General features: G+C 74.0%; 21 protein-coding genes. 10 read left to right on the top strand and 11 right to left on the bottom strand.

What is annotated here, in order from left to right; translation table 11 throughout:
* Positions 1–72: 72 nt before the first annotated feature.
* The 4 genes from ABD254_RS10175 to ABD254_RS10160 are packed head-to-tail and all read left to right on the top strand — an operon-like array spanning position 73 to position 3,806.
* Positions 73–1,380: a PEP/pyruvate-binding domain-containing protein gene (locus ABD254_RS10175; protein WP_344248144.1), complete on the top strand. Its 1,308-nt coding sequence runs from the start codon at positions 73–75 to the stop codon at positions 1,378–1,380.
* A complete protein-coding gene (locus ABD254_RS10170) occupies positions 1,377–2,486 on the top strand; it encodes an RDD family protein (protein WP_344248142.1) in 1,110 nt (369 codons plus the stop codon). The genes ABD254_RS10175 and ABD254_RS10170 overlap by 4 nt, the downstream gene beginning before the upstream one ends.
* A gap of 7 nt (positions 2,487–2,493) precedes the next feature.
* Positions 2,494–3,123, top strand: a complete 630-nt coding sequence (locus tag ABD254_RS10165) for an SRPBCC family protein (RefSeq protein ID WP_344248140.1) — start codon at positions 2,494–2,496, stop codon at positions 3,121–3,123.
* The gene (locus ABD254_RS10160) at positions 3,120–3,806 is read left to right on the top strand and encodes a DUF4166 domain-containing protein (protein WP_344248138.1); all 687 of its coding nucleotides are present in this window, start codon (positions 3,120–3,122) and stop codon (positions 3,804–3,806) included. Before ABD254_RS10165 ends, ABD254_RS10160 begins: the two co-directional genes overlap by 4 nt.
* A gap of 10 nt (positions 3,807–3,816) precedes the next feature.
* Here ABD254_RS10160 and ABD254_RS10155 read toward each other — a convergent pair whose 3' ends face one another.
* Genes ABD254_RS10155 through ABD254_RS10140 form a run of 4 tightly spaced genes read right to left on the bottom strand, consistent with a single transcriptional unit; the run spans position 3,817 to position 7,580 of the window.
* Complete coding sequence (locus ABD254_RS10155; protein WP_344248136.1) at positions 3,817–4,311, bottom strand: pyridoxamine 5'-phosphate oxidase family protein; 495 nt, start codon at positions 4,309–4,311, stop codon at positions 3,817–3,819.
* 38 nt (positions 4,312–4,349) lie between these two features.
* A complete protein-coding gene (locus ABD254_RS10150; RefSeq protein ID WP_344248134.1) occupies positions 4,350–5,237 on the bottom strand; it encodes a carbohydrate ABC transporter permease in 888 nt (295 codons plus the stop codon).
* A 7-nt stretch (positions 5,238–5,244) separates the two neighbouring features.
* Positions 5,245–6,195 (bottom strand): carbohydrate ABC transporter permease, encoded by a 951-nt coding sequence (locus ABD254_RS10145; RefSeq protein WP_344248132.1) that lies wholly within the window; start codon positions 6,193–6,195, stop codon positions 5,245–5,247.
* Complete coding sequence (locus ABD254_RS10140) at positions 6,192–7,580, bottom strand: ABC transporter substrate-binding protein (protein WP_344248130.1); 1,389 nt, start codon at positions 7,578–7,580, stop codon at positions 6,192–6,194. Before ABD254_RS10140 ends, ABD254_RS10145 begins: the two co-directional genes overlap by 4 nt.
* 171 nt (positions 7,581–7,751) lie before the next feature.
* On the opposite strand from ABD254_RS10140, the gene ABD254_RS10135 reads away from it, so the two are divergent.
* Both ABD254_RS10135 and ABD254_RS10130 read left to right on the top strand, forming a co-directional pair.
* Positions 7,752–8,699 (top strand): sugar-binding domain-containing protein, encoded by a 948-nt coding sequence (locus ABD254_RS10135; protein ID WP_344248128.1) that lies wholly within the window; start codon positions 7,752–7,754, stop codon positions 8,697–8,699.
* An 82-nt stretch (positions 8,700–8,781) separates the two neighbouring features.
* Complete coding sequence (locus ABD254_RS10130; RefSeq protein WP_344248126.1) at positions 8,782–9,846, top strand: YihY/virulence factor BrkB family protein; 1,065 nt, start codon at positions 8,782–8,784, stop codon at positions 9,844–9,846.
* Positions 9,847–9,883: 37 nt separating this feature from the next.
* Here ABD254_RS10130 and ABD254_RS10125 read toward each other — a convergent pair whose 3' ends face one another.
* Entirely contained in the window at positions 9,884–11,056 is a 1,173-nt protein-coding gene (locus tag ABD254_RS10125) for a PQQ-dependent sugar dehydrogenase (RefSeq protein ID WP_344248124.1), read from the bottom strand.
* Positions 11,053–11,790 carry an SDR family oxidoreductase gene (locus tag ABD254_RS10120; RefSeq protein WP_344248122.1) on the bottom strand — a complete coding sequence of 246 codons (738 nt, stop codon included), beginning with the start codon at positions 11,788–11,790 and terminating at the stop codon, positions 11,053–11,055. Before ABD254_RS10120 ends, ABD254_RS10125 begins: the two co-directional genes overlap by 4 nt.
* An 88-nt stretch (positions 11,791–11,878) precedes the next feature.
* On the opposite strand from ABD254_RS10120, the gene ABD254_RS10115 reads away from it, so the two are divergent.
* Positions 11,879–12,481 carry a TetR/AcrR family transcriptional regulator gene (locus tag ABD254_RS10115; RefSeq protein ID WP_344248120.1) on the top strand — a complete coding sequence of 201 codons (603 nt, stop codon included), beginning with the start codon at positions 11,879–11,881 and terminating at the stop codon, positions 12,479–12,481.
* A gap of 9 nt (positions 12,482–12,490) precedes the next feature.
* Here ABD254_RS10115 and ABD254_RS10110 read toward each other — a convergent pair whose 3' ends face one another.
* Positions 12,491–13,975, bottom strand: coding sequence for a mannitol dehydrogenase family protein (locus ABD254_RS10110; protein ID WP_344248118.1), 1,485 nt, complete (start codon positions 13,973–13,975; stop codon positions 12,491–12,493).
* 176 nt (positions 13,976–14,151) lie between these two features.
* On the opposite strand from ABD254_RS10110, the gene ABD254_RS10105 reads away from it, so the two are divergent.
* Positions 14,152–14,580, top strand: coding sequence for a hypothetical protein (locus ABD254_RS10105; RefSeq protein WP_344248116.1), 429 nt, complete (start codon positions 14,152–14,154; stop codon positions 14,578–14,580).
* 40 nt (positions 14,581–14,620) lie between these two features.
* Here the strand turns inward: ABD254_RS10105 and ABD254_RS10100 are convergent, their stop codons facing one another.
* The 4 genes from ABD254_RS10100 to ABD254_RS10085 all read right to left on the bottom strand — a co-directional run bounded on the left by ABD254_RS10100 (position 14,621) and on the right by ABD254_RS10085 (position 20,452).
* Entirely contained in the window at positions 14,621–15,379 is a 759-nt protein-coding gene (locus ABD254_RS10100) for a GH25 family lysozyme (protein WP_344248114.1), read from the bottom strand.
* Complete coding sequence (locus tag ABD254_RS10095; protein ID WP_344248112.1) at positions 15,376–17,040, bottom strand: GMC family oxidoreductase; 1,665 nt, start codon at positions 17,038–17,040, stop codon at positions 15,376–15,378. The genes ABD254_RS10100 and ABD254_RS10095 overlap by 4 nt, the downstream gene beginning before the upstream one ends.
* Positions 17,037–18,623, bottom strand: coding sequence for an AMP-binding protein (locus tag ABD254_RS10090; protein ID WP_344248110.1), 1,587 nt, complete (start codon positions 18,621–18,623; stop codon positions 17,037–17,039). Before ABD254_RS10090 ends, ABD254_RS10095 begins: the two co-directional genes overlap by 4 nt.
* Positions 18,624–18,694: 71 nt before the next feature.
* On the bottom strand, positions 18,695–20,452 hold the full coding sequence (locus ABD254_RS10085) for an aldehyde dehydrogenase family protein (RefSeq protein WP_344248108.1): 1,758 nt from the start codon (positions 20,450–20,452) through the stop codon (positions 18,695–18,697).
* Positions 20,453–20,585: 133 nt separating this feature from the next.
* Here ABD254_RS10085 and ABD254_RS10080 point away from each other — a divergent pair, with 133 nt between their 5' ends.
* Complete coding sequence (locus ABD254_RS10080; RefSeq protein WP_344248106.1) at positions 20,586–21,800, top strand: PucR family transcriptional regulator; 1,215 nt, start codon at positions 20,586–20,588, stop codon at positions 21,798–21,800.
* A gap of 239 nt (positions 21,801–22,039) precedes the next feature.
* Positions 22,040–22,459: a transferase gene (locus ABD254_RS10075; RefSeq protein WP_344248104.1), complete on the top strand. Its 420-nt coding sequence runs from the start codon at positions 22,040–22,042 to the stop codon at positions 22,457–22,459.
* Positions 22,460–22,495: the final 36 nt, after the last annotated feature.

Here is a 22,495-nt window from a genome sequence, read left to right as displayed (position 1 = left end):
GACGGTGGCAGCATCAACATCCTGTTGTCAACAGCGTGTTGAACATGGGTGCCCCAGAACGGAGGTGGAGCCGTGACCGCGACCGTCCCGCTCGACCACGCGACGGCTGTGCACGGCGGCAAGGCGGCCAACCTCGGCCGGCTGCGCCGCGCCGGCCTGTCCGTGCCCGACGGCTTCGTCGTCCCCGCCGCCGTGCCCGACGGCGAGGTGCCCGCGGCCGTCGCGGCCGGCCTCGGCGGGCTGAGCGCTCCTGGCGCGGCGCGCGCCGACGTCCCGGTGGCGGCGCGGTCGTCGGCAGCCGACGAGGACGGTCCGCGAGCCTCCGCCGCCGGGCAGTACGAGACGGTGCTCGGGGCGGTCGGGGCCGACGCCGTCGTCGCCGCCGTGCGTGCGTGCCGCGCCTCGGCCCGGGCGCCACGCGTCGCGGCGTACCGCGTCGCCACCGGCTCGGGTGCCGGCGCGGACGCCGCCGGGGTCGCGGTGCTGGTGCAGCGGCTCGTCGACGCCCGCGCGGCCGGCGTGCTGTTCACCGCCCCCGACGGCGGCGAGACCGTCGTCGAGGCGTCGTGGGGCCTGGGCGAGAGCGTGGTGCAGGGCTCCGTCGACCCGGACCGGTTCACCGTCACGCGCGGCGCGATCGCCGGCCGCCGCACGGGCGCCAAGCGCACCCGCGTCGACCGCTCCCCCGCCGGCACCACGACCGGCACCACGACCGGCACCACGACCGGCACCGTCACCCGCGACGTCGCCGACGACGACCGGCGCCGGCCCTGCCTCGACGACGACGAGGTGCTCCGCCTCGCCGACCTGGGGGCGCGGGTCGCGACCCTGCTCGGCGGCCCGCAGGACGTGGAGTGGGCGGTCGACGGCGCCGGCACTGCCTGGCTGCTCCAGGCGCGCCCCGTGACCGCCGCCCTCCCGCCCCCGCGCTGTGAGCATGATTTTGGCCCACTCTGGCCCGTGAGAGTGGGCCAAAATCATGCTCACAGCGGTCCAGCGATGCTGCGGGGGACGCCGGGGAGCGGCGGCCGGGGGCGCGGGCCGGTGCGGGTCGTGCGCGGGCCGGACGACTTCTCCGCCGTCCGCCCGGGCGACGTGCTGGTGTGCCGTGAGACCGACCCGGCCTGGACGCCGCTGTTCAGGGTCGTCGCCGCGGTCGTGACGGAGACCGGCGGGCTGCTGTCGCACGCCGCCATCGTCGCGCGCGAGCTCGGGCTGCCCGCCGTCCTCGGCGTCCGGGGGGCGACGCGCCGGCTGGGCGGAGCGACGACGGCGGTCGTCGACGGGGACGCCGGTACGGTCACCCCCCCACCAGGCGCCATGACCAGGGCCGACATCCGTGGACGCCGGCCCCCGGCCGGTGGGACCATGCCGTCATGACGACCACCCTCGCGGGCACGCCGCCGCCCGCGGCACCGCCCAACGGTGGCACGCCGGTGGCGCACGCGCTCGGCCCGTTCACCCCGGACCGGCCGAAGGCCTCGTGGGGGAGCCGGGCCGTCGCGGTCCTGCTCGACTCGGCGGTCGTCGCGTCGATCGCATTCCTCGGCGCAGGCGATGCCCCGTCCCTCGCCACGCTTCCGGGGCTGGGCGAGCCCGCGACGGCCGGCGGTGCCGCCTGGGCGGCCTGGACGCTCGTCGCGCTCGGCGTGCTGCAGGCGTACACCGGCATGACGCCGGGCAAGCGGGTCGCAGGCATCGCGGTGGTCGACGCGGGTAGCGGCCGCCCGATCGGGCTGCTCGGCACGGTACTGCGCTGGCTGGCCCACCTGCTCGACTCGATCCTCGTGATCGGGTACATCCGGGCTGCCTTCCACGTCGAGGGCCGGACCTTCGCCGACTCGCTGGTCGGCACCGTCGCGGTGCGCACGACGACCCCCGAGCCGCACCCGTGGGTCGCGCGACTCCGGCGGCTCCGTGACGACCGCGCCCCGTGGCTGCGGTGGCCGCGCCGCGTCACCGGCGGCATCGCGCTCGTCCTCTGCGCGGCGTCGGCAGCGATGAGCCTGGTGCACGGCGGCGGCGGCGGCCAGCTCATGGCGGAGTCCGAGGCCGCGTGCGACCTCGCCGGCGCGGAGCCCTACGTCGCGACGATCGGCAGCGCGTACAGCGAGGAGTGGGACACACGGCTCGGCATGACGCGCACGACGGCGGAGAGCTGGCAGGCCGTCGTCGGCTGGTCGACGGACCCGGCCGCCGAAGGCTCCGTCGACCCGAACGACGGCGAGAGCCCGCGCGCCACCCTCGTGGTGCGCTCGCCGGACGGCCGCCAGTACTCGTCCGCGCAGACCTCGCCCGACGGCTCCGGCGACGACGAGACCTGGTGGTCGGTCGACGTCGACCACGTCGCCTCCGCTCTGGTCGACGCCCCGGAGGACGTCTCGGGCTGGGCGGCTCGGGCGACGCTGGCGGACGCCTCGGGCGACGTCGTCGCCGAGTGCACGGGCGTCGTCCCCGAGGTCGACGCGTCCACGACCCCGTGGTGACGCGCCCGTGAGCCGGCGCGGGATCTACGTCGAGACGACGATCGCCGCGCCGCTGGAGACGGTCTGGGCGCTCACCCAGGACCCGGAGCAGCACGTGCGCTGGGACGTGCGGTTCTCGCGCATCGTCCCGACGACGCCGGCGGACGGCGGCGCGACCCGGTTCACGTACACGCGCCGCACGCCGATCGGCACGGTCGCGGGGGACGGCGTGAGCCTCGGCGAGACGGGCCGGCGCGACGGCACGCGCACCTCGGCGCTGCGGTTCGCCACCACCGACCGGCGCTCCCCGATCCGCGCGGGCCGCGGCTACTGGCGCTACGTGCCCGACGGCGACGGCGTCCGCTTCCTCACGGGGTACGACTACGAGCCGGGCTGGGGCCGGGTCCTCGACCTCGTGGCGCGCCCGCTGCTGGGGTGGGCCACGGCGTGGAGCTTCGACCGCCTGCGCCTGTGGGCCGAGCGGGGCGACGAGCCCGAGCTCTGGCCGCTGCGCAGCGTGCTGTGGGTCTGGCGGCCCGACCGTCCGCGCGCGTCCCGCTGCCGCCGCTCCCCCGCGCGCGGCCGCCGCCGCGACGACCACCTGCGCGACGCCCCGCGCAGCCTCGACTCCCTGCCCGCCCCGAAGGCCGCCCCGTGACACCCACCCGCGCCACCTCGATCTTCCGCCAGGCGATGGGGGCGGAGTTCGACCGCCTCCACCCGATGCTGCAGCGCCGCTTCGCCGTCGGGCTGGCTGGCGGCGAGGCGTGCGTCGGTACCGGCATGATGACCGAGATCCGCCGCGGGCCGTGGTGGACGGTCCCGTTCCTGCAGGTGGGACGGCTGCGGAACATCCTGGTGCCCGACGTCGGCCGCGACGTGCCGTTCACCGTCGAGAACTACCCCTACCGCGACCCGCTGGGCCGCGAGACGGTGACGTTCGTGCGTTCCTACGACATCCGCGGGCACCGGCGCTGGTTCGACGCGACCATGATCCTCGCCCCCGCCGGCACCGTCGTCGACTACCTCGGCACGCACCAGCACCTCGCCGTCGACCTCGACCTGCACGCCGACGACGACGGCGGCCTGGTGCTCACGTCCGACGCCCAGCGGTTCTACGAGGGCCCGCTGGCGTTCCGCTTCCCGATGCTGTTCAGCGGCCGAGCGCTGCTGCGGGAGCGGTACGACGACGCCGCCGACCGGTTCCACGTCGACCTGGAGGTCTCGAACCGCCGGTTCGGCTTCCTCTTCGGCTACCGCGGCTGGTTCACGTGCGACTGGGTGCCCGCGACCGACGCTCCCGCCCGGCTCAAGCCGGTGCGCCACGAGCGCCGCACCTGAGCCCGGGCGGTCAACGGCGGAACGTCGTCTGCCCGTGCGGGGACTTGGCGAAGGCGAGGACCTTGTCGACGACGACGCGGTAGACGAGCGCCCGCTGCCCGTGCGGGTCGAACGCCTCGTCGTCGCTCTCGAAGTCCCACGCGGTGCCGTACTTCTCGCGGTACGCGTCAGCGAGGCGTCGCAGCTCCTCGCCCCCCGTGGCGCGGACCGCCGCGCCCTCCACGACGACGTCGAGCCCCGCGTCCCAGGCCTCCGAGCCGATGGTGACCGCCACATGGGCGCCGTGCGCGAGGTTGCGCGCCTTCTGCTCGTCGGGCCCGGTGCAGAACACGAAGCCGTCGTCGACCCACAGGCCCACGAGGGGCGTGACGTGGGGGCGGCCGTCCGCCCGCACGGTGGTGAGCCGATAGAGCGTCGCGCCGGCCAGCGCGGCCTCCACCTCCGGCCATGCCGTCGGCTCCGTGGCCGAGCTGAATCGTGAGTCGAGCACTCCGGTGATCGTCATGCCCCTAGCGACCGGCCGGCGAGCGGAAACTCGTCGCCTTACTTGATCGCCCCCATCGACAGGCCGCGCACGAGCTGCTTCTGCGCGATCCACCCCGCGAGGATGACCGGCAGCGAGGCGAGCAGCGCCGCCGCGCACAGCCGTGCGAGGAACAGACCCTCGCTGGTCATGGTGGACACGAGGAAGATCGGCACGGTGGCGGCCTGCGACGCGGTGAGGTTGAGCGCGAAGAAGAACTCGTTCCAGGCGAAGATCACGCAGATGAGGGCGGTGGCCGCGATGCCGGGCGCGACCATCGGGATGAGGACGGACCGCAGCGTCTTCATGAGCCCCGCGCCGTCCATGGCGGCGGCCTCCAGCACCTCGGCCGGGATCTCCTGGAAGAACGAGCGCATCATCCACACCGCGATGGGCAGGTTCATCGCCGTGTAGAGCACGACGAGGGTCCACACGTTGTCGAGCACCTTGAGCTGCCCGGCGATGACGTAGATCGGCACGATGACGGCCACGACCGGCAGCATCTTGGTGGAGATGAAGAAGAACAGCACGTCGCTGACCTTCTCCACCGGCCGGATCGACAGCGCGTACGCGGCGGGGATGCCGAGCAGCAGCACGAGGACCGTCGAGACGCCGGTCGCGATCGCCGAGTTCGCCACGTACGTGCCGGACTCGCCGACCACGGCCCGGAACTGGTCGAGCGTCGGGGTGAAGAACCAGGTGGGCGGGCTGGACGACGCCTCGCTCTCCTGCTTGAAGGCCGTCATCGCCATCCACAGCACGGGGAAGAAGAACCCGAGGGACAGGATCCACGTGAGCGTGGTGAGCAGCCCGCCGGTGACGCGCCCGCGCCGGGGCTCGCGGCGCGGGGCCACGCGGCCCGCGGGGGCGCCGGCGGGGGGAGCGGTGGTTGCGGTGGCAGAGCTCATGACCTGCTCACTCCTTGACGTCGAAGCTGCGGAAGATGAGCCGCAGCGCGGCGGAGGCGACGATGATCGTGGCGATGACGACGACGACGCCCATCGCGGCGGCCTGCCCGACGTCGAAGCCGAGGAAGGCGCGCTGGTAGATGTAGAACGGCAGGTTGGCGCTGGCCGTCCCGGGGCCGCCGGCGGTCATGAGGTAGATCTGGTCGAACGTGTTGACCACGTAGATGATCCCCAGCAGCACGCCCAGCTCGATGTACCGGCGCAGCTGCGGCAGCGTGATCGAGCCGAAGGTGCGCCACCAGCCGGCGCCGTCCACCGCGGCGGCCTCGAGCACGTCCTTCGGCTGCGCCTGCAGCCCGGCGAGCACGAGCAGCATCATGAACGGCGTCCACTGCCACACGAGGGCCATGAGGATCGCGACGATCGGGTACGTCGACGTCCAGTCCACCGGGTCGATGCCGACGAGGCCGAGGGTCCAGTTGAACAGCCCGTACGTCGGGTTGAGCATCGCCATCGACCACAGCACGGAGCTCGCCACCGGCATGATGAGGAACGGCGTGATGAGCAGCGTGCGGGCCACGCCACGGCCGCGGAACGGGCGGTCCAGCAGGATCGCCAGCAGGATGCCGAGGAGCATCGCCACGAGCACGCACCCGAGCGTGATCACGACGGAGTTCCACGCCGTCTGGCGGAACACGGAGTCGCGGGCGATGTCCGCGTAGTTGGCGAGCCCGACGAACTGGTCGGAGCCCGGGTTCAGCAGGTTCCGCGAGCGCAGCGAGTACCAGAGCGTCACCAGGAACGGGATCTGCGTGACGACGACGGTGAAGACCAGCGCGGGAAGCAGCGGCGCCCGGCGACGCCACCGCTCGGCGCGGGGGTACTCGTGCTTGTCGGCGCGCGAGCGCTGCGCCTGGGCGCGACGCAGGCTCCCGGCCTGGGCGGTGACGGCGGTCATCGCTCGCCCCCCTCTCGGTACGTCTCGGCGACGGTCTCGGCGTAGCGCTGCGACTGCTCGAGCGCCTCGTCCACCGTCTTCTGGCCCGCCACGGCGGCCGAGATCTGCTGGCCGACCCGCGTCCCGAGGTCCTGGAACTCGGGGATCCCGACGAACTGGATGCCCGGGTACGGGACGGGCTGCGCCATCGTCTGCTCCTGGGTGGCCTCGTTCATCGCCGTGAGCGTCGCGTCGGCGTACGCCTCGGAGACCTCCGCGTACTCGGGGATCTCGTAGGTGGAGAGCCGACTGCCGGGCGGCACCCGCTCCCACGACAGCTCCTCGCCCACGAGCCGGATGTAGTCCTTGTCCGTCATCCACGAGACGAAGTCCCAGGCGGCGTCCTTGTGCTCGCTGGTGGTCGGGATCGCCAGCGACCACGAGTACAGCCAGCCGGCGGCGTCGGTGCTCTCCACCGGCGCGGGGACGTAGCCCGTCTTGCCCGCGACGGTGGACGACGCCGGGTCCTCGATCGAGGAGACCATCGACGTCGCGTCGTACCACATGGCCGCGTTTCCCTGCGCGAACCTGGTGAGGCAGTCGCCGAAGCCCGACGTCGCCGCACCGGGCTGGCCGTGCTCGCGCACGGTGTCGACGTAGGTCTGCACGGCTTCCTTCACCTCGGGCGAGTCGAGCCGGGCGTTCCAGCCCTCGTCGAACCACTGCCCGCCGAACGTGTTCATCACCGTGGTCAGCGGCGCCATGACCTCGCCCCATCCGGCCAGGCCGCGCAGGCAGACGCCCGAGAAGTCGTTCGCCGGGTCGTCGAGCTCGGCCGCGAGCTCGCGCACGTCGTCCCAGGTCGGCCGGTCGGGCATGGTGAGGCCGGCCTGCTCGAAGACGTCCTCGCGGTAGGCCAGGAACGACGACTCGCCGTAGAACGGCACCGAGTACAGGTCGCCGTCGTACGACAGCGCCTCGCGCACGCTCGGCACGAAGTCGTCGGGGTCGTAGCCCTCGGTCTCGTCGGCGTACGGCTGCAGGTTCTCGATCCAGCCGTTGGCGGCCCACATCGGCGTCTCGTAGTTGGAGATCATCACGACGTCGAACTCACCGCCGCCGGTCGCGACCGACGCGGTGATCTTGGCGCGCGCCTCGTTCTCGGGCAGGGACACGAACCGCACGTCGACGTCGGGGTGCTCGGCCTTGAAGCGGTCCTGCAGGGAGATCGCGTCCTGCATCTGCGGGTTCGAGACGATCGCGACCACGATCTGCTCGCCGTCTCCCCCGCCGACGGCGCCCGCCCCGGCGCACGCGGTCAGGCCGAGCCCGAGGGCGGCGGCGCTCAGCGCGGCGGTGAGCCGTAGAGCTGGCCGGGATCGGAGTCGGGTCAGTGCTCGGAACATCGCTGTCCTCACGTCGGGACGATCGCCTCGTCGCTGTCCGTTCGAGCACCGTCGCGCACAGATGAGATGCGGCGCTGCGCTCATCTGTTCCGACAGTAGTTCGCTAGGCTCAGGTGAGCAAGGCCCCACGCTCATTCGCTCGCGCATCGGCGCGCGTCCCCAGGAGACCCCGTGACCCAGCCCGACCACGCCAGGCTCCTCGTCGACGTGAGCCGCGACTATTACCTCGACGGCCGGTCCAAGGTGGAGATCGCCGACCGCCGCGGGATCTCGCGGTTCCAGGTCGCCCGCCTGCTCGCCGAGGCGAGGGAGGCGGGCGTGGTCCGCATCGAGATCGCGCCCCCCGCGCACCTCGACGGCGACCGGGCCCGACGCCTCGCCGACCTGCTCGGCGCCCAGGAGGTCGTGATCGTGGCGACCGGGAACGACCCCCGGCGCACCCGCGACGCGGCGGCGCACGCGCTGGCCGGTCTCCTCGCCGCCCGCGTGCGCGCGGGCACCACCGTCGGCGTCTCCTGGTCGCGCACCATCGAGCTCGCCGCCGGCCTCCTGGGCGCCCTGCCGCCCTGCGAGGTGGTGCAGCTCGTGGGCGCCCTGCCGGTCGACGGCGCGGGCAACTCGCTCGCGCTGATCGAGCGGTTCCGCGGCATGGAGGGCGTGCGCACCTGGCCGGTCTGGTCGCCGCTGCTCGTGGGCGACCCCGCGACCGCCGCGGGGATGCGCCGCCAGCCCGAGGTCGCCGCCGCCCTCGACCGCGCGGACGCGCTCGACCTCGCGGTGGTCGCCGTCGGGGCCTGGTCGGCCACCGGGTCGACCGTCTACCCCCTCGTCACCGACGCCGAGCGCGAGGACGCCGCCGCCGCGGGCGCCGTCGCCGAGTGCTCCGGGCGCCTCTTCGCCACCGACGGCAGCCCTTTGGTCACCCCGCTGGACGCGCGCGTCGTCGGGGTGACGCCCGAGCAGCTCGCCCGCACCCCCGAGGTCCTCGCCGTCGGCTACGGCGAGCACGTCGCCCCCGCGCTGCGCGCCGCCGTCGTCGGGGGGATCGCGACGACGATCGTGTGCGACGACGCCGCCGCCCGCGCCCTGGAGGAGCTGCTCGGCTCGCCCGCGGCCTGACGGGCTCGCCTTGCGGGCGATCCGCGCCGCGCCGAGCCTGAGAGGGACCGCGGCGACGTGCCGCGCGCACGAGGAGGTCGCCATGACCGAGACCGGCGAGCAGCGGACGGGCTCCGGCCCGCAGCCCGACCCCGACGACCCGCGCAAGCCCGAGTCCCCGCCCGACCTTGGCAAGCCGTCCTGGGGGATCGCGATCAAGGGGGCGTTCCGGGAGTTCTCCGACGACGACTGCACCGACCTCGCCGCCGCGCTCACGTACTACGCGGTCCTGGCGTCGGCTCCCGCGGTCTTGGCGCTCGTGTCGCTGCTGGGGTTCGTCGGCGACCCCGAGGCTGCGATCGACTCGATCATGACGACGGTCGAGGGCTTCCTGCCCGAGGACATGCTGCCGGTCGTCGAACAGCTCGTCAGCACGGCCACCACCTCGACGGGTGCCGGCCTCGCCCTGGTCCTCAGCCTCGTCCTCGCCCTGTGGTCGGCCTCCGGGTACGTGGGTGCCTTCGGCCGGGCGATGAACCGGGTGTACGAGGTCGAGGAGGGCCGGCCGATCTGGAAGCTGCGTCCGGTGATGCTGCTCGTGACGCTCGTGGTCGTCGTGCTCGCGGCCATCATCGTCGCGAGCCTCGTGCTCTCAGGGCCCGTCGCGCGCGCGGTCGGCGACGCGATCGGCCTCGGCGACGTCGCGCTCACCGTGTGGAACATCGCCAAGTGGCCGCTTGCCCTGCTGCTCGTCGTGATCGTCGTCGCCCTTCTGTACCACCTGACGCCCAACGTGAAGCAGCCGAAGTTCCGCTGGATCAGCGTGGGCGCCGCCGTCGCGATCCTCGTGTGGATCGTGGCGTCCGCCGCCTTCGGGTTCTACGTGGCGAACTTCGGCAACTACGGGTCGTACGGGATCATGGCCGGCGCCATCGTCTTCCTGCTGTGGCTATGGATCACCAACCTCGCGCTCCTCTTCGGCGCGGAGCTCGACGCCGAGCTCGAGCGCAGCCGGGAGCTGCAGGGCGGGATCGCCGCCGAGGAGACGATCCAGCTCCCGCCCCGCGACACGCGCGCGAGCGACAAGAAGGCCGCCAAGCGTGCCGACGCCGTCGCCCAGGCGCGCGAGCTGCGGCAGTCGGCCGCCCCCGACCCGCGGTCCCGCTGAGGTTCCGGCTGGGGTTTCCGGTACTCGGTCCGGGATCCTAGGACGCCGCCTCCACCGGGACGCGCAGGATGCGGTCGTCGCCCGCGCGCGGCTCGGTGCCGCCCCAGGTGGCGCCGTCGGTGTTCGACGTCATAATCCACAGCGACCCGTCCGGCGCGGCCCCGACCGTGCGGATCCTGCCGTGCTCGCCGACGAGGTGGTCGACCGGGTTCGCCGTGGCGGAGCCGCCGTCGACGGGGAGCTGCCAGAGCCGCTGGCCGCCCAAGGCGCCAATCCACAGGGAGCCCTCGGCATACGCGACGCCGGACGGGCTCGCGTCGTCCGGGTGGATGGTGGCGATCGGCGGCTCGCCTGTCGACCCGGCGATGCCCTCGGTCTCCGGCCACCCGTAGTCGGCGCCCGGACGGAGCACGTTCACCTCGTCCCAGGTGCGATGCCCCAGCTCGGAGGCGTAGGCCGTGCCGTCGGGACCGAACGCGATCCCCTGCACGTTGCGGTGGCCGCTGGAGTAGACCGGCGACGGGCCCGGGTTGCCCTCCGGGACGGAGCCGTCGACGGCGATGCGGAGGATCTTGCCGTTGAGCGACTCGTCGGAGGCCGCGTTCTCGGGCTCGAAGGCGTCGCCCGTGCCGATCCACAGGTGGCCGTCGGGCCCGATCGCGAGGCGGCCGCCGTGGTGCCGGTCCGCCGTCCGGATGCCGTCGAGCAGCACCCGGTCGACGGCGAGCGAGCCGTGGTCGGGGGCGATGGTAAGCGCCACGACCCGGTTCTGGTCGGTACCGGAGACGGAGGCGAAGACGGTGCGGTCGGTCTCGAAGTCCGGGGAGGCGATGATGCCGAGCAGCCCGCCCTCCGACGTCGCCCGCACCCCGGGCACGACACCGACCGTCCGCGGGTCGCCCCCGCCGGCGGGGATGCGCTCGATCTCGCCGGTGATGCGCTCGGACACGAGCGCCGACCCGTCGGGGAGGAACGTGAGGCCCCAGGGCGCGTCGAGCCCGGTCGCCAGCTCGACCGGCGTGCCGAGCGTCGCCGCCCCCTCGCCGGGGACGGCGCCCGGGGTGGCGGAGGGCGTCGCGCGGGCGGGCGTCGGGCGGGCGGGCGTCGTCGGCCGGGCGTCGGGCGAGCACGCGCCCAGCACCGCCGCGAGGCTCAGGGCGAGCCCGGCGGCGGCGACGGCGCGGGCGACGGCCTCCCGCCCGCGTCTCATGCCGCACCCCCGTTGACGTAGAGCACCTGCCCGTTCACCCAGCGGGCGGGCCCCGCGAGGAACGCCACGGTCTCGGCGACGTCCTCGGGGGTACCGATCCGTTCCATCGGGTTCATGGCGGCGATCCGGTCGACGGCCTCTTGGCTCTTGCCCTCGAAGAAGAGCGGCGTGGCCGTGGGCCCCGGCGCGACGGCGTTGACCGTGACGTCGCGACCCCGCAGCTCCCGGGCGAGGATCAGCGTCAGCGCCTCGACGGCGCCCTTCGAGGCCGCATAGGCGCCGTAGCCCGGCAGCTGCAGCCGGGTGACTGACGTGGAGAGGTTGACGATGGCGCCACCGGCACGCACCCGACGCACGGCGAGCTGGTCGACGACGAACGTCCCACGGACGTTGGTGCGCTGGATCCGGTCGAACGTGTCCAGGTCCATCTGCGCGACGGGCGCGAGCGGCATGATCCCCGCCGTGTGGACGACGACGTCGACCCCGCCGAACCGCGCGTCCGCGACGTCGAAGACGGCACGCATCGCGTCCTCGTCCGCCACGTCGCCGCCGGCGCTGACGGCCCGGCCCCCGGCGCGGGTGACCGCGTCGACCGCCTCCTCGGCGCGGTCCTGGTTCCCGGCGTGGTGCACGACGACGGCGAGACCGTCGGCGGCCAGGCGTCGGGCGGTGGCCCTGCCGATCCCGCCGGACCCCCCGGTGACGATCGCGACGCGATCGGTGCTCTGCGGCATGACGTGAACCTCCCGCTAGGATATGGACGCTCTGTCCACTTCGACGGTAGCCGCAAATGGACGCAGTGTCCATAAGAGGAGGGCGTCGATGTCGCAGGACCCTGGTGCACGACGAGGTCGAGGTCGCCGGCCGGCGGCCGAGGTGCGGGCCGCCGTGCTCGCGGCGGCGGGCCGCCTCCTGCTCCGCGACGGCCTGCCGGCCGTGACCTTCGACCGCGTCGCCGCGGAGGCCGGGGCGAGCAGGACGACCCTCTACAAGTGGTGGCCGTCGCCCGGCGCGCTCGCCGCCGAGGCGTACTTCGCCCGCAGCGAGCGGGAGCTGGCCTTCCCCGACACGGGTGACCTGCGGGCCGACCTGATCTCCCAGCTCGGCGCGTTCGTTCGCTGGCTGATGGACGAGGGCGCGCAGCAACCGATGGCCGAGCTCATCGGCGCCGCGCAGCTGGACCCCGACCTGGCACGCGCTTGGTCCCAGACCTATGCACAGCCCCGCCGCGAGCTCGCCCGCGTCCGGCTGCGGGCCGCGCAGCAGCGCGGTCAGCTGCGGGACGACGCCGACCTGGACGTCATCGTCGACCAGCTGTGGGGCGCCTGCTACCACCGGCTGCTCGTGCTCCGCGTGCCCTTCGACGACTCGATCGTCGAGCCGCTGGTCGACCACGCGCTCCACGGTGCTGCGCCGCGGACCTGAGCGGCGGGCTCACCCGCGGACCAGTCGCTCCACGGTCGCGCGCGCCCCGAGGGTGTGCAACGAGTCGAGCGCCGCGATGTACGCCTCGACGAACCGCGGCTCGGAGGCGAGGTCGCCGAAGAGCTCCTCGTCGCGCAGGAACGCGAGCGGGTCACGGCGGTTCTGCGCGGCGGCCGCCCGGAGCCGGTCGGCGAGGCGGTCGACGATCGCGATGGGCTCACCGTCCTCGTCGACGCCCTCGTCGTACCGCGCCCACGAGGCCACGACCGCCGCCGACCGGTGGACCTCGCCGCCCGACGCGAGGTTGGCGCGCACCACCGGCAGCAGCCACTTGGGGATGCGGTCGGACGACTCGGCGCACAGACGCGCGAGCGTGTCGCGCACGTGCGGGTTGGCGAACCGCTCGATGAGCGTGTCCTGGTACGCGGCGACGTCGATGCCGGGCACCGGGAGCAGCGTGGGCGCGCCCTCGCGGGCCATGTAGTCGCGCAGGAACCGCACGAACGTCTCGTCGGCGCAGACCTCGTGGGCGTAGCGATACCCGGCCAGGTAGCCGAGGTAGCACAGGGCCTGGTGGCTGGCGTTGAGCAGCCGCAGCTTCATCAGCTCGTACGGCTCGACGTCGTCGACCAGCTGCGCGCCGACCTCCTCGTACGGCGGTCGGCCGGCCGCGAACCGGTCCTCGATCACCCACTGCGTGAACGGCTCGGCCACGACGGGCCATGCGTCGTCGACGCCGAACCGCTCGGCGACCATCGCCCGGTCGTCGTCGGTGGTCACGGGCGTGATGCGGTCGACCATCGAGTTGGGGAACGGGACGTGCGCCTCGATCCAGTCCGCGAGCTCCGCGTCCTCGAGCCGGGCGAACGCCACGAACATGCGGTGCGCGACGTCGCCGTTGCCCTGGATGTTGTCGCAGCTCTGCACGGTGAACGGCGGGACGCCGCGGTCACGACGCCGGCGCAGCGCCTCCGTGACCAGCCCGAACGTCGTGGCCGGGACCGCGCCGGGCACGAGGTCGGCCTGGACGGCCGGGTCGGCGGCGTCGAACTCGCCGGTGACCGGGTTGACGTTGTAGCCGCCCTCCGTGACGGTCAGCGAGACGATGCGGATCTCGGGCGACGCCATCCGCTCGATCGCGGCCTCCGGGTCGTCGGGGGCGAGGAGGAACTCGACGATCGAGCCGATCACCCGGCCCTCGAGCGTGCCGTCCGGGTGCTTGAGCACCAGGGTGTACAGACCGTCCTGCGAGGTGAGCGCGTCGCGCATCCGCGCGTCGTGCGGCAGCACCCCCACGCCGCAGATCGCCCAGTCGAGCGCCTTTCCCTCCGTCATCAGCCGGTCGAGGTACATCGCCTGGTGGGCGCGGTGGAAGCCGCCGACGCCGACGTGCACGATGCCGGCGCGCAGCCGCGAGCGGTCGTAGGCGGGCACCGCGACCGGCAGGTCGCCTCCCGTCAGGGATGCCACGGTCTCGTCGCTGAGTGCGGTCATGGTGCGTCCTCGCTGGGTCGGGATGCTGACCCGCACAACGTATCAAACGAGCAGTCCATCGTTCACGGATGAGCGGAGGCGGGAACGCCGGCGTCACGACGGGCGTGCGCGGCCCACCCGGGTCAGAGTCGAGACAACGGTCATCCGACCGCACGCGCGACCAGGGAGACGCCCCGATGAGCCCACACCCCGCCCGCTGGTCACGGCCGACGGCGCTCGCGGCGGCGGCTCTGCTGCTCGCGGCCTGCGGTCCGGACTCGCCGGCCGAGCAGGGCCCGTCGGGCCCGGCGTGCCAGGACCTCGCCGCGTACGGGGACGCCCTGACGGACCTCGCCGGCGCGATCGGCCCGGACGCCACCGTCGACGACGTCCGCGCGGCCCGCGAGCAGGCCGACGCCGCGCGGAACGAGGTCGTGGACAGCCTCGCGGCGGTCGCGAAGAACGACCTCGACGAGGTGAACCAGGCCTGGGACGCCCTCGAGACGGCCTTCGCGCAGATCAGCGACGACGCCACCCTCGCCGAGGCGGCGGCGTCGCTGAAGGACGAGGCGCAGGGCGTGGTCCAGGCCACGGAGGGCCTGGCGGCCGACCTGGACTGCACGTGACGGCGGGGCGCGCACGGGCGACGACGACCGGCGCCGCCGCTCAGCCCAGCGTCATCGCGCGCAGGTCGTCGAGGGTGCCGTCGAACACGTTCATGTCGATGTGCTCCTCCTCGCCGGAGTAGCCGTCCAGCACGTCGCGGTCCGAGTACTGCCAGAACTCCCAGTCCCGGCGCGGCAGGTCGGGGCTCGTCGCGACGGAGCGGATCCACAGCGGATAGCGGTCGTAGTCGTCGCCCAGATACGTCTCGCGCACCTGCTGCGTCGTGTAGAGGATCGGCGGGGCGCCGTAGTGCGCCTCCAGCGCGTCGAGCAGCGGGTCGAGGATCGCCCGCAGCTCGTCGACCGACGGCGGGGCGCTCGCGAAGTCCCCGTAATACTCGACGTCGACGACGGGCGGCAGCGTCCCGGCGTCGGCCGGGACGTTCGCGACGACGTTCGCCGCCTGGTCGGCGCCGGGGCTCTCGAAGCTGAGGAAGTGGTACGCGCCGACGACGAGATCCGTCTCCCGCGCCGCCGCCCAGCTCGCCTCGAACCGCTCGTCGACGTGCCCGGAGCCCTCGGTCGCCTTGATGAAGGCGAAGTCGACGTCCTGGCCGGCGAGCACCGGCCAGTCGATCTCGCCCTGGTAGGCCGAGACGTCCACGCCCCGCACCTCGAACGTCGAGGCCGTGATCCGGTTGGGCCACAGCACCCCGTTCCAGACGAGGGCCGCGAGCACCGCGAGCAGCACCACGACGACGCCCGCGACGACCCCCACGACCCTCCAGGGCCGACGTCGTCCCGGTCGGGTGTCGCTCACACCCCCATTCTGGCGGACGCGACCCGGTGCCCGGCGGCGTCGACGCCGAGGAGCAGGTCGGCCGCCTTCTCGCCGATGACGATGGCAGGGGCGTTCGTGTGGCCGCGGATGATCGTCGGCATGACCGACGCGTCGGCCACACGCAGGCCCGTGACGCCGCGCACGCGCAGCTTCTCGTCGACCACCGAGCCGGCGTCGGAGCCCATGCGGGCTGTCCCGACCGGGTGGTAGAGCGTGTGCGCGTGGTCGACGAGCGCGACCTCGTCGCGCTGCGCGCGCGTCAGCTCCTCGCCGCCCGCGGGCTGCACGAACGCCCCGTTCGTCACCGCCCGCAGCGCGGGTGTCACGAGCAGCTCCTCGCACACGCCCAGTCCCGCGAGGAGGGCGGCGCGGTCCTTGCCCTCCGGGTCGCTCAGGTACCGCGGGTCGATGAGCGGCTTGTCGAGCGGGTCCGCGCTCGCGAGCGAGATCGTGCCCGTGCTCTCGGGCTGCACGAGGATCGCGCCAAGCGTGATCGCGTGCCCGTCGTGGGCGATCAGCCCCTCCCCGATGAACCCGACGGGCGCGAAGATCAGCTCGACGTCGGGCAGGTCGACCGACGGGTCGGTCGACACGAAGCCGTAGGCCTCGCCGACGTTCGAGGTCAGCATCCCGCGCCGGCGCGCCAGGTACGCCGCGAGCTCGCGCGGCTTCTCGGCGAGGAAGAGGGTGCCCTCGCTCGCCTCGACCGCCAGCACGGCCATGAGGTGGTCGCGCAGGTTCTTGCCGACCTCGGGGCTGTGGACGACGACCGGGATGCCGAGCCCGTCGAGCTCCGCACGGTCGCCGACACCCGACAGCATGAGCAGCTGCGGCGTGTTCACGGCACCACCCGACAGGACGACCTCCCGGCGCGCCTGCGCCACCCTCGTCACCCCGCCGCGGGCGTACTCGACCCCGACCGCCCGCGTGCCGTCGAACACGACGCGCGTGGCCTGCGCGTCGGTCACGACCGTGAGGTTGGGGCGCTTCCGCGCGGGCTTGAGGTACGCGTCGGCGGTGCTGAACCGCGAGCCCCTGTGCTGGCTGACCTGCGTGCGGCTGAAGCCCCGCTGGTCGCGGCCGTTACCGGGCACCACCGACAACCCGACCTGTTCGGCCGCCGTCAGGTACGCCCGCGTGTGGGGGCTGGGGCTGCGCTGGTCGTCCACGTGGACGGTGCCGTCACGTCCGGTCGCGTCGTCGTTGTCGCGCACGACGGCGGGCGCGACGCGCTCGACCCGCTCGAAGTAGGGCAGCAGACCCGCCCACGACCAGCCGGCCCCGGCCGCCTCGCCCCAGGCGTCGTAGTCCTCGGGGAACCCGCGGACCCACATCATCGCGTTGACCGACGAGCAGCCGCCGAGCACCCGGCCGCGCGGCCAGAAGACGCGCCGCCCGCCGAGGTGCTCCTGCGGCTCGGTGTCGTAGTCCCAGTCGACCTCGGAGCGGAAGAGCTTGGAGAACGCCGCCGGGATGTGGATCTCCGTCTTCGTGTCCCGCGGCCCCGCCTCGAGGAGCAGGACGCTCACCGACGGGTCGGCGCTGAGCCGGCCCGCGAGCGCCGCCCCGGCCGAGCCCGCACCGACGACGACGTAGTCGTGGGGCTGCCCGGCCCGCCCGGCCCGCTCGTCGCGGCTCATGCGGACACCCCCGTGGCGCGCAGGTTCTTGCGCAGGATCTTGCCGCTCGCCGACTTGGGGACGGCGTCGATGAACACGACCTGGCGCACCTTCTTGTAGGGGGCGACGCGCTCGGCGACGAACGACACGACGTCGTCGGCCGAGAGGTCGACGCCCTCCTGGGTCACGACGAAGGCCTTGGGCACCTCCTCGCCCTCGGCGTCGCGGGCGGCGACCACCGCGGCGTCGGCGATGCCGGGGTGGGTGAGCAGCAGCGCCTCGAGCTCCGCGGGGGCGACCTGGTAGCCCTTGTACTTGATGAGCTCCTTGAGCCGGTCGACGACGGTGACGACGCCGTCGGGCGTCGCGGTCACGATGTCGCCCGTGTGCAGCCAGCCGTCGGCGTCGATGGTGTCCGCCGTCGCCTCCGGGTTCCCGAGGTAGCCGACCATGATGTTCGGGCCCTTGACCAGGAGCTCGCCCGGGTCGCTGACGCCCGACGGGAGCAGGGGAACCTCTGCGCCGGTCGCCGGGTCGACGATCATGCACTCGACGTTGGGGATCGGGATGCCGACGCTCGACAGCGGGACGTCGCCGGTGTCGGGCACGAGCAGCGCGACCGGGCTGGTCTCCGTCATCCCGTAGCCCTGCCGCACGACGCAGCCGAGGCGGCGGGCGACGGCGCCGCCGAGCTCGCCGTCCAGCGGCGCGGCGCCGGAGATGACCTCGCGGACGACCGACAGGTCGTACCGGTCGACGAGCGGGTGCTTCGCGAGGGCGACGGCGATCGGCGGCGCGATGAACAGGAACGAGCAGCGCTCCTCCTGCGTGATGCGCAGGAACTCGGGCAGGTCGAAGCGCGGCATCGTGACTAGCGCGGCACGGGCGCGCAACGCGAGGTTGAGCAGGACGGTCATCCCGTAGATGTGGAAGAACGGCAGCACGGCGATGACGCGGTCCTGCGGGGTCACGTCGATCATGGCGGCGGTCTGGAGCACGTTCGCCACGAGGTTGCGATGCGTCAGCATGACGCCCTTCGAGCGACCGGTCGTGCCCGACGAGTACGGGAGCACCGCGAGGTGGGTCGCAGGGTCGACCGCGACGTCGGGCGCGGCGAGCCCGTCGGCGAGCAGGTCGCGCAGCGACTCGTGGCCGTCCGCGCCGTCGAGCACGACGACGCGCTCGGCCGCCAGGCCGGACGCCTCGGCCCCCGCCGTCGCCGCCGCCAGCAGCGGGGACACCGTGACCAGCAGCGTGGCGCCCGAGTCGGCGAGCTGGCGGGCGACGTCGTCGCCCGTGGCCAGCGCGTTGACGGTCGTCGCGGTCGCACCGGCGCGCAGGATGCCGTGGAACACCGGCACGAACGCGGGCACGTTCGGCGAGTGCAGGGCGACGACGTCGCCCGGCCGGACGCCGCGGGCCGCCAGGGCCCCGGCGACGGCGTCGACCTGGGCGCGCAGGGCTCCGTAGGTCGTCGCGGCCCCGGTCGGGCCGTCGATCGTGGCCGGACGCTCCAGGTCGGCGCCGGACAGGTCGGCGAACAGCAGGTCGTAGAGCGTGACGTCGGGGATCTCGACGTCGGGCAGGGGGCTTGCGAAGGGCATGTCGTCTCCTTTGACGATGGTGGTGCGGGGAGCTGCGCCGGGCCGGACGGCGGCGTCGGCGGCGGGTGCGGTCAGGCGCGGAACGCTGCGGCGAAGACGGCCGGCATCCGGAGCCAGCCGGGTCTGGCGGCGAACGCCGCGAGCCGACGACCGGTGCCGGCCGCGCTGCGCGCCGTCACGAACCACGGCGGCTTCGGGAACAGGGCGAGCTCGCCGTGGGCGACCGACCGCGGGAACGGCCGGAAGGGGCCGGTCACGACGGTGCGTTCGGTGGCGTCGACGAGCAGCGCGTTGTGCACGACGCCGCGGCCGCTCTGGATGTCGTCGAGCGTGTGCCCGGGGAAGGCGCCCCACGGCGCGGTCGCGGTGAGGTAGCCGACGCCGGTCCACGCGTTGATGCCGATCGTGCCGTAGCGCAGGGCCGCGATCGCCTCCCCGAAGCCGGCGCCGAGGGCCCTGCGGTCCTGGGGGGCGACGACGACGTTCGCACCGAGCGTGCCGGTGAGGTCACGGTTGGCCTTCTCGACCGCCGCGTCGAGGAACGCCTGCCCGGTGCCGGGCAGCTCGACGACGCCGAGGACCGGGGCGAAGTACTCCGTGCGCTCGAGGGCGGTCGCGTCCGCCCCGTCCGCGAGCTCGACGAGCACGCGGCAGCCGCCGTCCCCCAGCCGGGTCGCGTCGGGGTACGACGTGGTCGCCGCCGTGAGCCGCGCGTCGCTGCCGGGATACCACGCCGGCCGGGCGGGGGCGCGGTCGAGCGCCTCGCGCAGCGCGGCGAGGAACGCGTCCTTGAGCGCCCAGTCCCCGCTGATCATGACGACCTGGCCCGCGATGCAGTTGTAGCCGCCGTTGTGCAGCCGCATGGTGGCGATGTGCTCGGCCTGGTAGCGCAGGTCCTGCTCGGACCAGTCGCCGGGGACCACGACGACCGGGGCGACCCCGCCGAGCTCGCTCGTGATCTCCTTGTCGAGGATCGGCGCGCCGGCGGCCTTGCGCGCGCGCCCGTCCTCTCCCGGGCCGTACACGACGGCGTCGTGCGTGACGGCGCTCCCGGTGATGTGGACGTGCGCGATGCCGGGGTGGTGCGCGAGGTACGCGCCGGCCTCGGCGCCGCCACGCACGATGCGCAGGACGCCGGCCTCGATCAGCGGGGCGAGCGCCGCCACGAGGACCGCCTCGAGGTCGTCGAGCGTCGGGTTGAGCTTGAGCAGCACGACCCGGTTGTGCGCGACGAGCTCGTAGGCGACGTCGAGGGGCGCGATCGAGGTGATGTTCCCCGCGCCGAGCACGAGCGCGACGCCCTGCGTCCTGCTCGGGTGGTGCTGGGCGAGCCCCGCATGCGACCTCGCGGTCGACGCCGCGACGCCCGGCCGCAGCCAGACCTCCGCGCGGAACCCGTGCAGCAGGACCGACTCGTACGCGTTGTGCGGCAGCACACGCAGCGTGACCCGCCGGCCGGGCGCCGTGCCGAACCGGGCGCCGGAGAGCGGACTGCGGCCGGAGGCCAGCGCCTCCAGCGAGCGGGCGAGCTGCCCGAACCCGGTCAGCGCCGGGTAGGGGCCCGAGATCCACTCCTCGCCCAGGAGCGGCGAACCGGGGTCGAGGCCCTTGATCCGTCCGGCTGTCGTCGCCCAGCGCGCGGCGGACGCCGCGATCGTCGCGTGCGTGCGGGCGAGGAGGGCGGCCCGCTCGGCGAGCGGCGTCGCCGCCCAGCGCCGCTCCCCCGCCGCCAGCTCGTCGATCGTCGCGTCGAGGACGGTGCGCTCCGGGTCGCTCAGAGTGGTGCGGTCGGCCGCGGCCGACGGCGAAGAGCTCGCGATGGTGGTCATGGATCTCCTTCGATCGTGACTCGAGTCTCGGCCCCTCGAGGGCGGACCTCCATGGGCGGGTGCCCCCAGTTGTCGGGGGAAGTTTGTGCAGCGGCACAAGGCCGGCGCGCCGACGGCCTGTAGCCTGGCGCGCATGACGATCCACGAGGACGTGGCCGTGGGGGTGGCCGCCCCGCTCCCGCCCGTCGCCGACCTGTTCCGCGAGTTCCTGGGCTCGGTGCACGACGTCACCGGTCGCGTGGTGGCGCAGATCTTGGCGGGCGAGCACGCGTACGCCGAGTCCGCCCTCCCGGACGGCGCCCTCGACCGCGTCGTCGCCGTCAACATCGAGGCGCTGCTGCGCAGCATGAGCGGCGCGCCGGACGACCTCCGACCGGCCCGCGACGCGGGGCGCCTCAAGGCCGAGCACGGCATCCCGCTCGCCAGCCTCCTGCACGCCTATCGCCTGGCAGGCCTGGCGCTGTGGGACGAGGTGGTCACGGGCGCGGCGTCCCGGCACCGGTCGGAGGAGCTGCTGCGGGCCTCGTCGGACGTGTGGGGCATCATCGACCGCTTCTCGAACGCCGCCGCCGACGCGTACCGTGACGTCGTCGACGAGCGCGACCGCCGCAGCCAGCACTCGCGCAGCCTCATGCTCGTGGCGCTCCTGGACGCCGACACCCCGCTCCGCGAGGCCGCGGGGATCCTCCGCACGCTCGGCCTCACCGAGCAGGGCCGCTACCTCGTCGTGTCCGCCGAGCTCGACGCGACCGGCGACGACCCGCTCCCCGACGTCGAGGCACGTCTGCGCCACCGGGGTATCCGGTCCACCTGGTCGACCTGGGGAGCCGAGCACGTGGGGGTCGTCGCGTGCCGCAACGACCTCGAGGTCGCGGGCGCCGCGGACCTGGTGGAGGCCGCCGCGACGGGGCGGGTCGGGATCTCCGGCTGCATCCCGACCGTCGCCCACATCCACCGCGGGCTCCGCGAGGCACGGGTGGCGCTGGAGTGCGTCGCCCCGGCCACGGCGGGTGCGCACGCGTACGGGGCGGCGCCCGTGGACGTCCTCCTCGTCGCGCATCCCGAGCAGGCCGCCGAGATGAGGTCCACCGTCCTCGGAGCCCTCGCCGACTCGCCCGACCGCGGCCACCTGCTCGACACGCTCGAGGCGTGGTTCCGCGCCGACGGCTCGACGGCCCAGGCCGCACGGATGCTCCACTGTCACCGCAACACCGTCGGCTACCGCCTCGGGCGCATCGAGGACCTGACCGGGCGCTCCGTCGCGCGTCCCAGCCAGGCGGCGGAGCTGTACGCCGCGCTCCGGGCGGTCCGGCTCGTCGCCGGCGGCGCGGTGCCCGGGCCCGCCTGACCGGCGGCGACCGCGTCAGCCCTGCGGAGCCGGGGCGCGCCACTGGGCGGGGTCCCGCCGGGCGAGGTCCCGACGGGCGAGGTGCCGGCATCGGGCGTGCACACGGCGAGCCCGAGCAGCACAGCCGAGACCCGGCCCGGCACGGGCTCGATCCTGTGGGACTCCCGGGTACGGGAATCCCTTCGCGCGCTCGTTCGTTATGTCACAAGCACGCACCCGGAGCATGAGTGAGGAGAACCGTGCGACGAATCCCCCGGAAGGTTCAGGTCGAGGACGACGCGGGCAACGTCATGCGCTACCTGAAGCACGAGAACGGCGAGGGCTACGTGTCGCCCTACGCGACCGTCCACCCGGACGCGACGATCGAGGCCGGCGCGTACGTCGAGGCGGGCGCGCGAGTGGCCGCGCGCGCCCGCGTCGGGCGCTTCAGCTGGATCGACCTGGACGCCGTCGTCGGCCCGCGGGCCCACATCGGGGACGCCGTGCACGTCGGGGTCCGCGGCGTCGTGGGCGACGGCGCCCGCATCGGCGCCCACGCCCGGCTCGGCGAGGACATCCGAGTCGAGCCGGGCGCCGTCGTGCTGCCGGACGCCGTCGTCCCCGAGGGCACGGTCGTCCGCGCCGGGCGACGTCGCGGGGACTTCGGCACCGCCGCCTGACCGGCGGGCCGGCTCAGCCGACCCGCCTGACCGACG

The sequence above is a fragment of the Isoptericola hypogeus genome, from assembly GCF_039531145.1.
Taxonomy (GTDB): Bacteria; Actinomycetota; Actinomycetes; order Actinomycetales; family Cellulomonadaceae; genus Isoptericola; species Isoptericola hypogeus.
The sequence above is the reverse complement of the archived record's forward strand: the minus strand, read 5'-3'. Positions and strand labels throughout refer to the sequence as shown.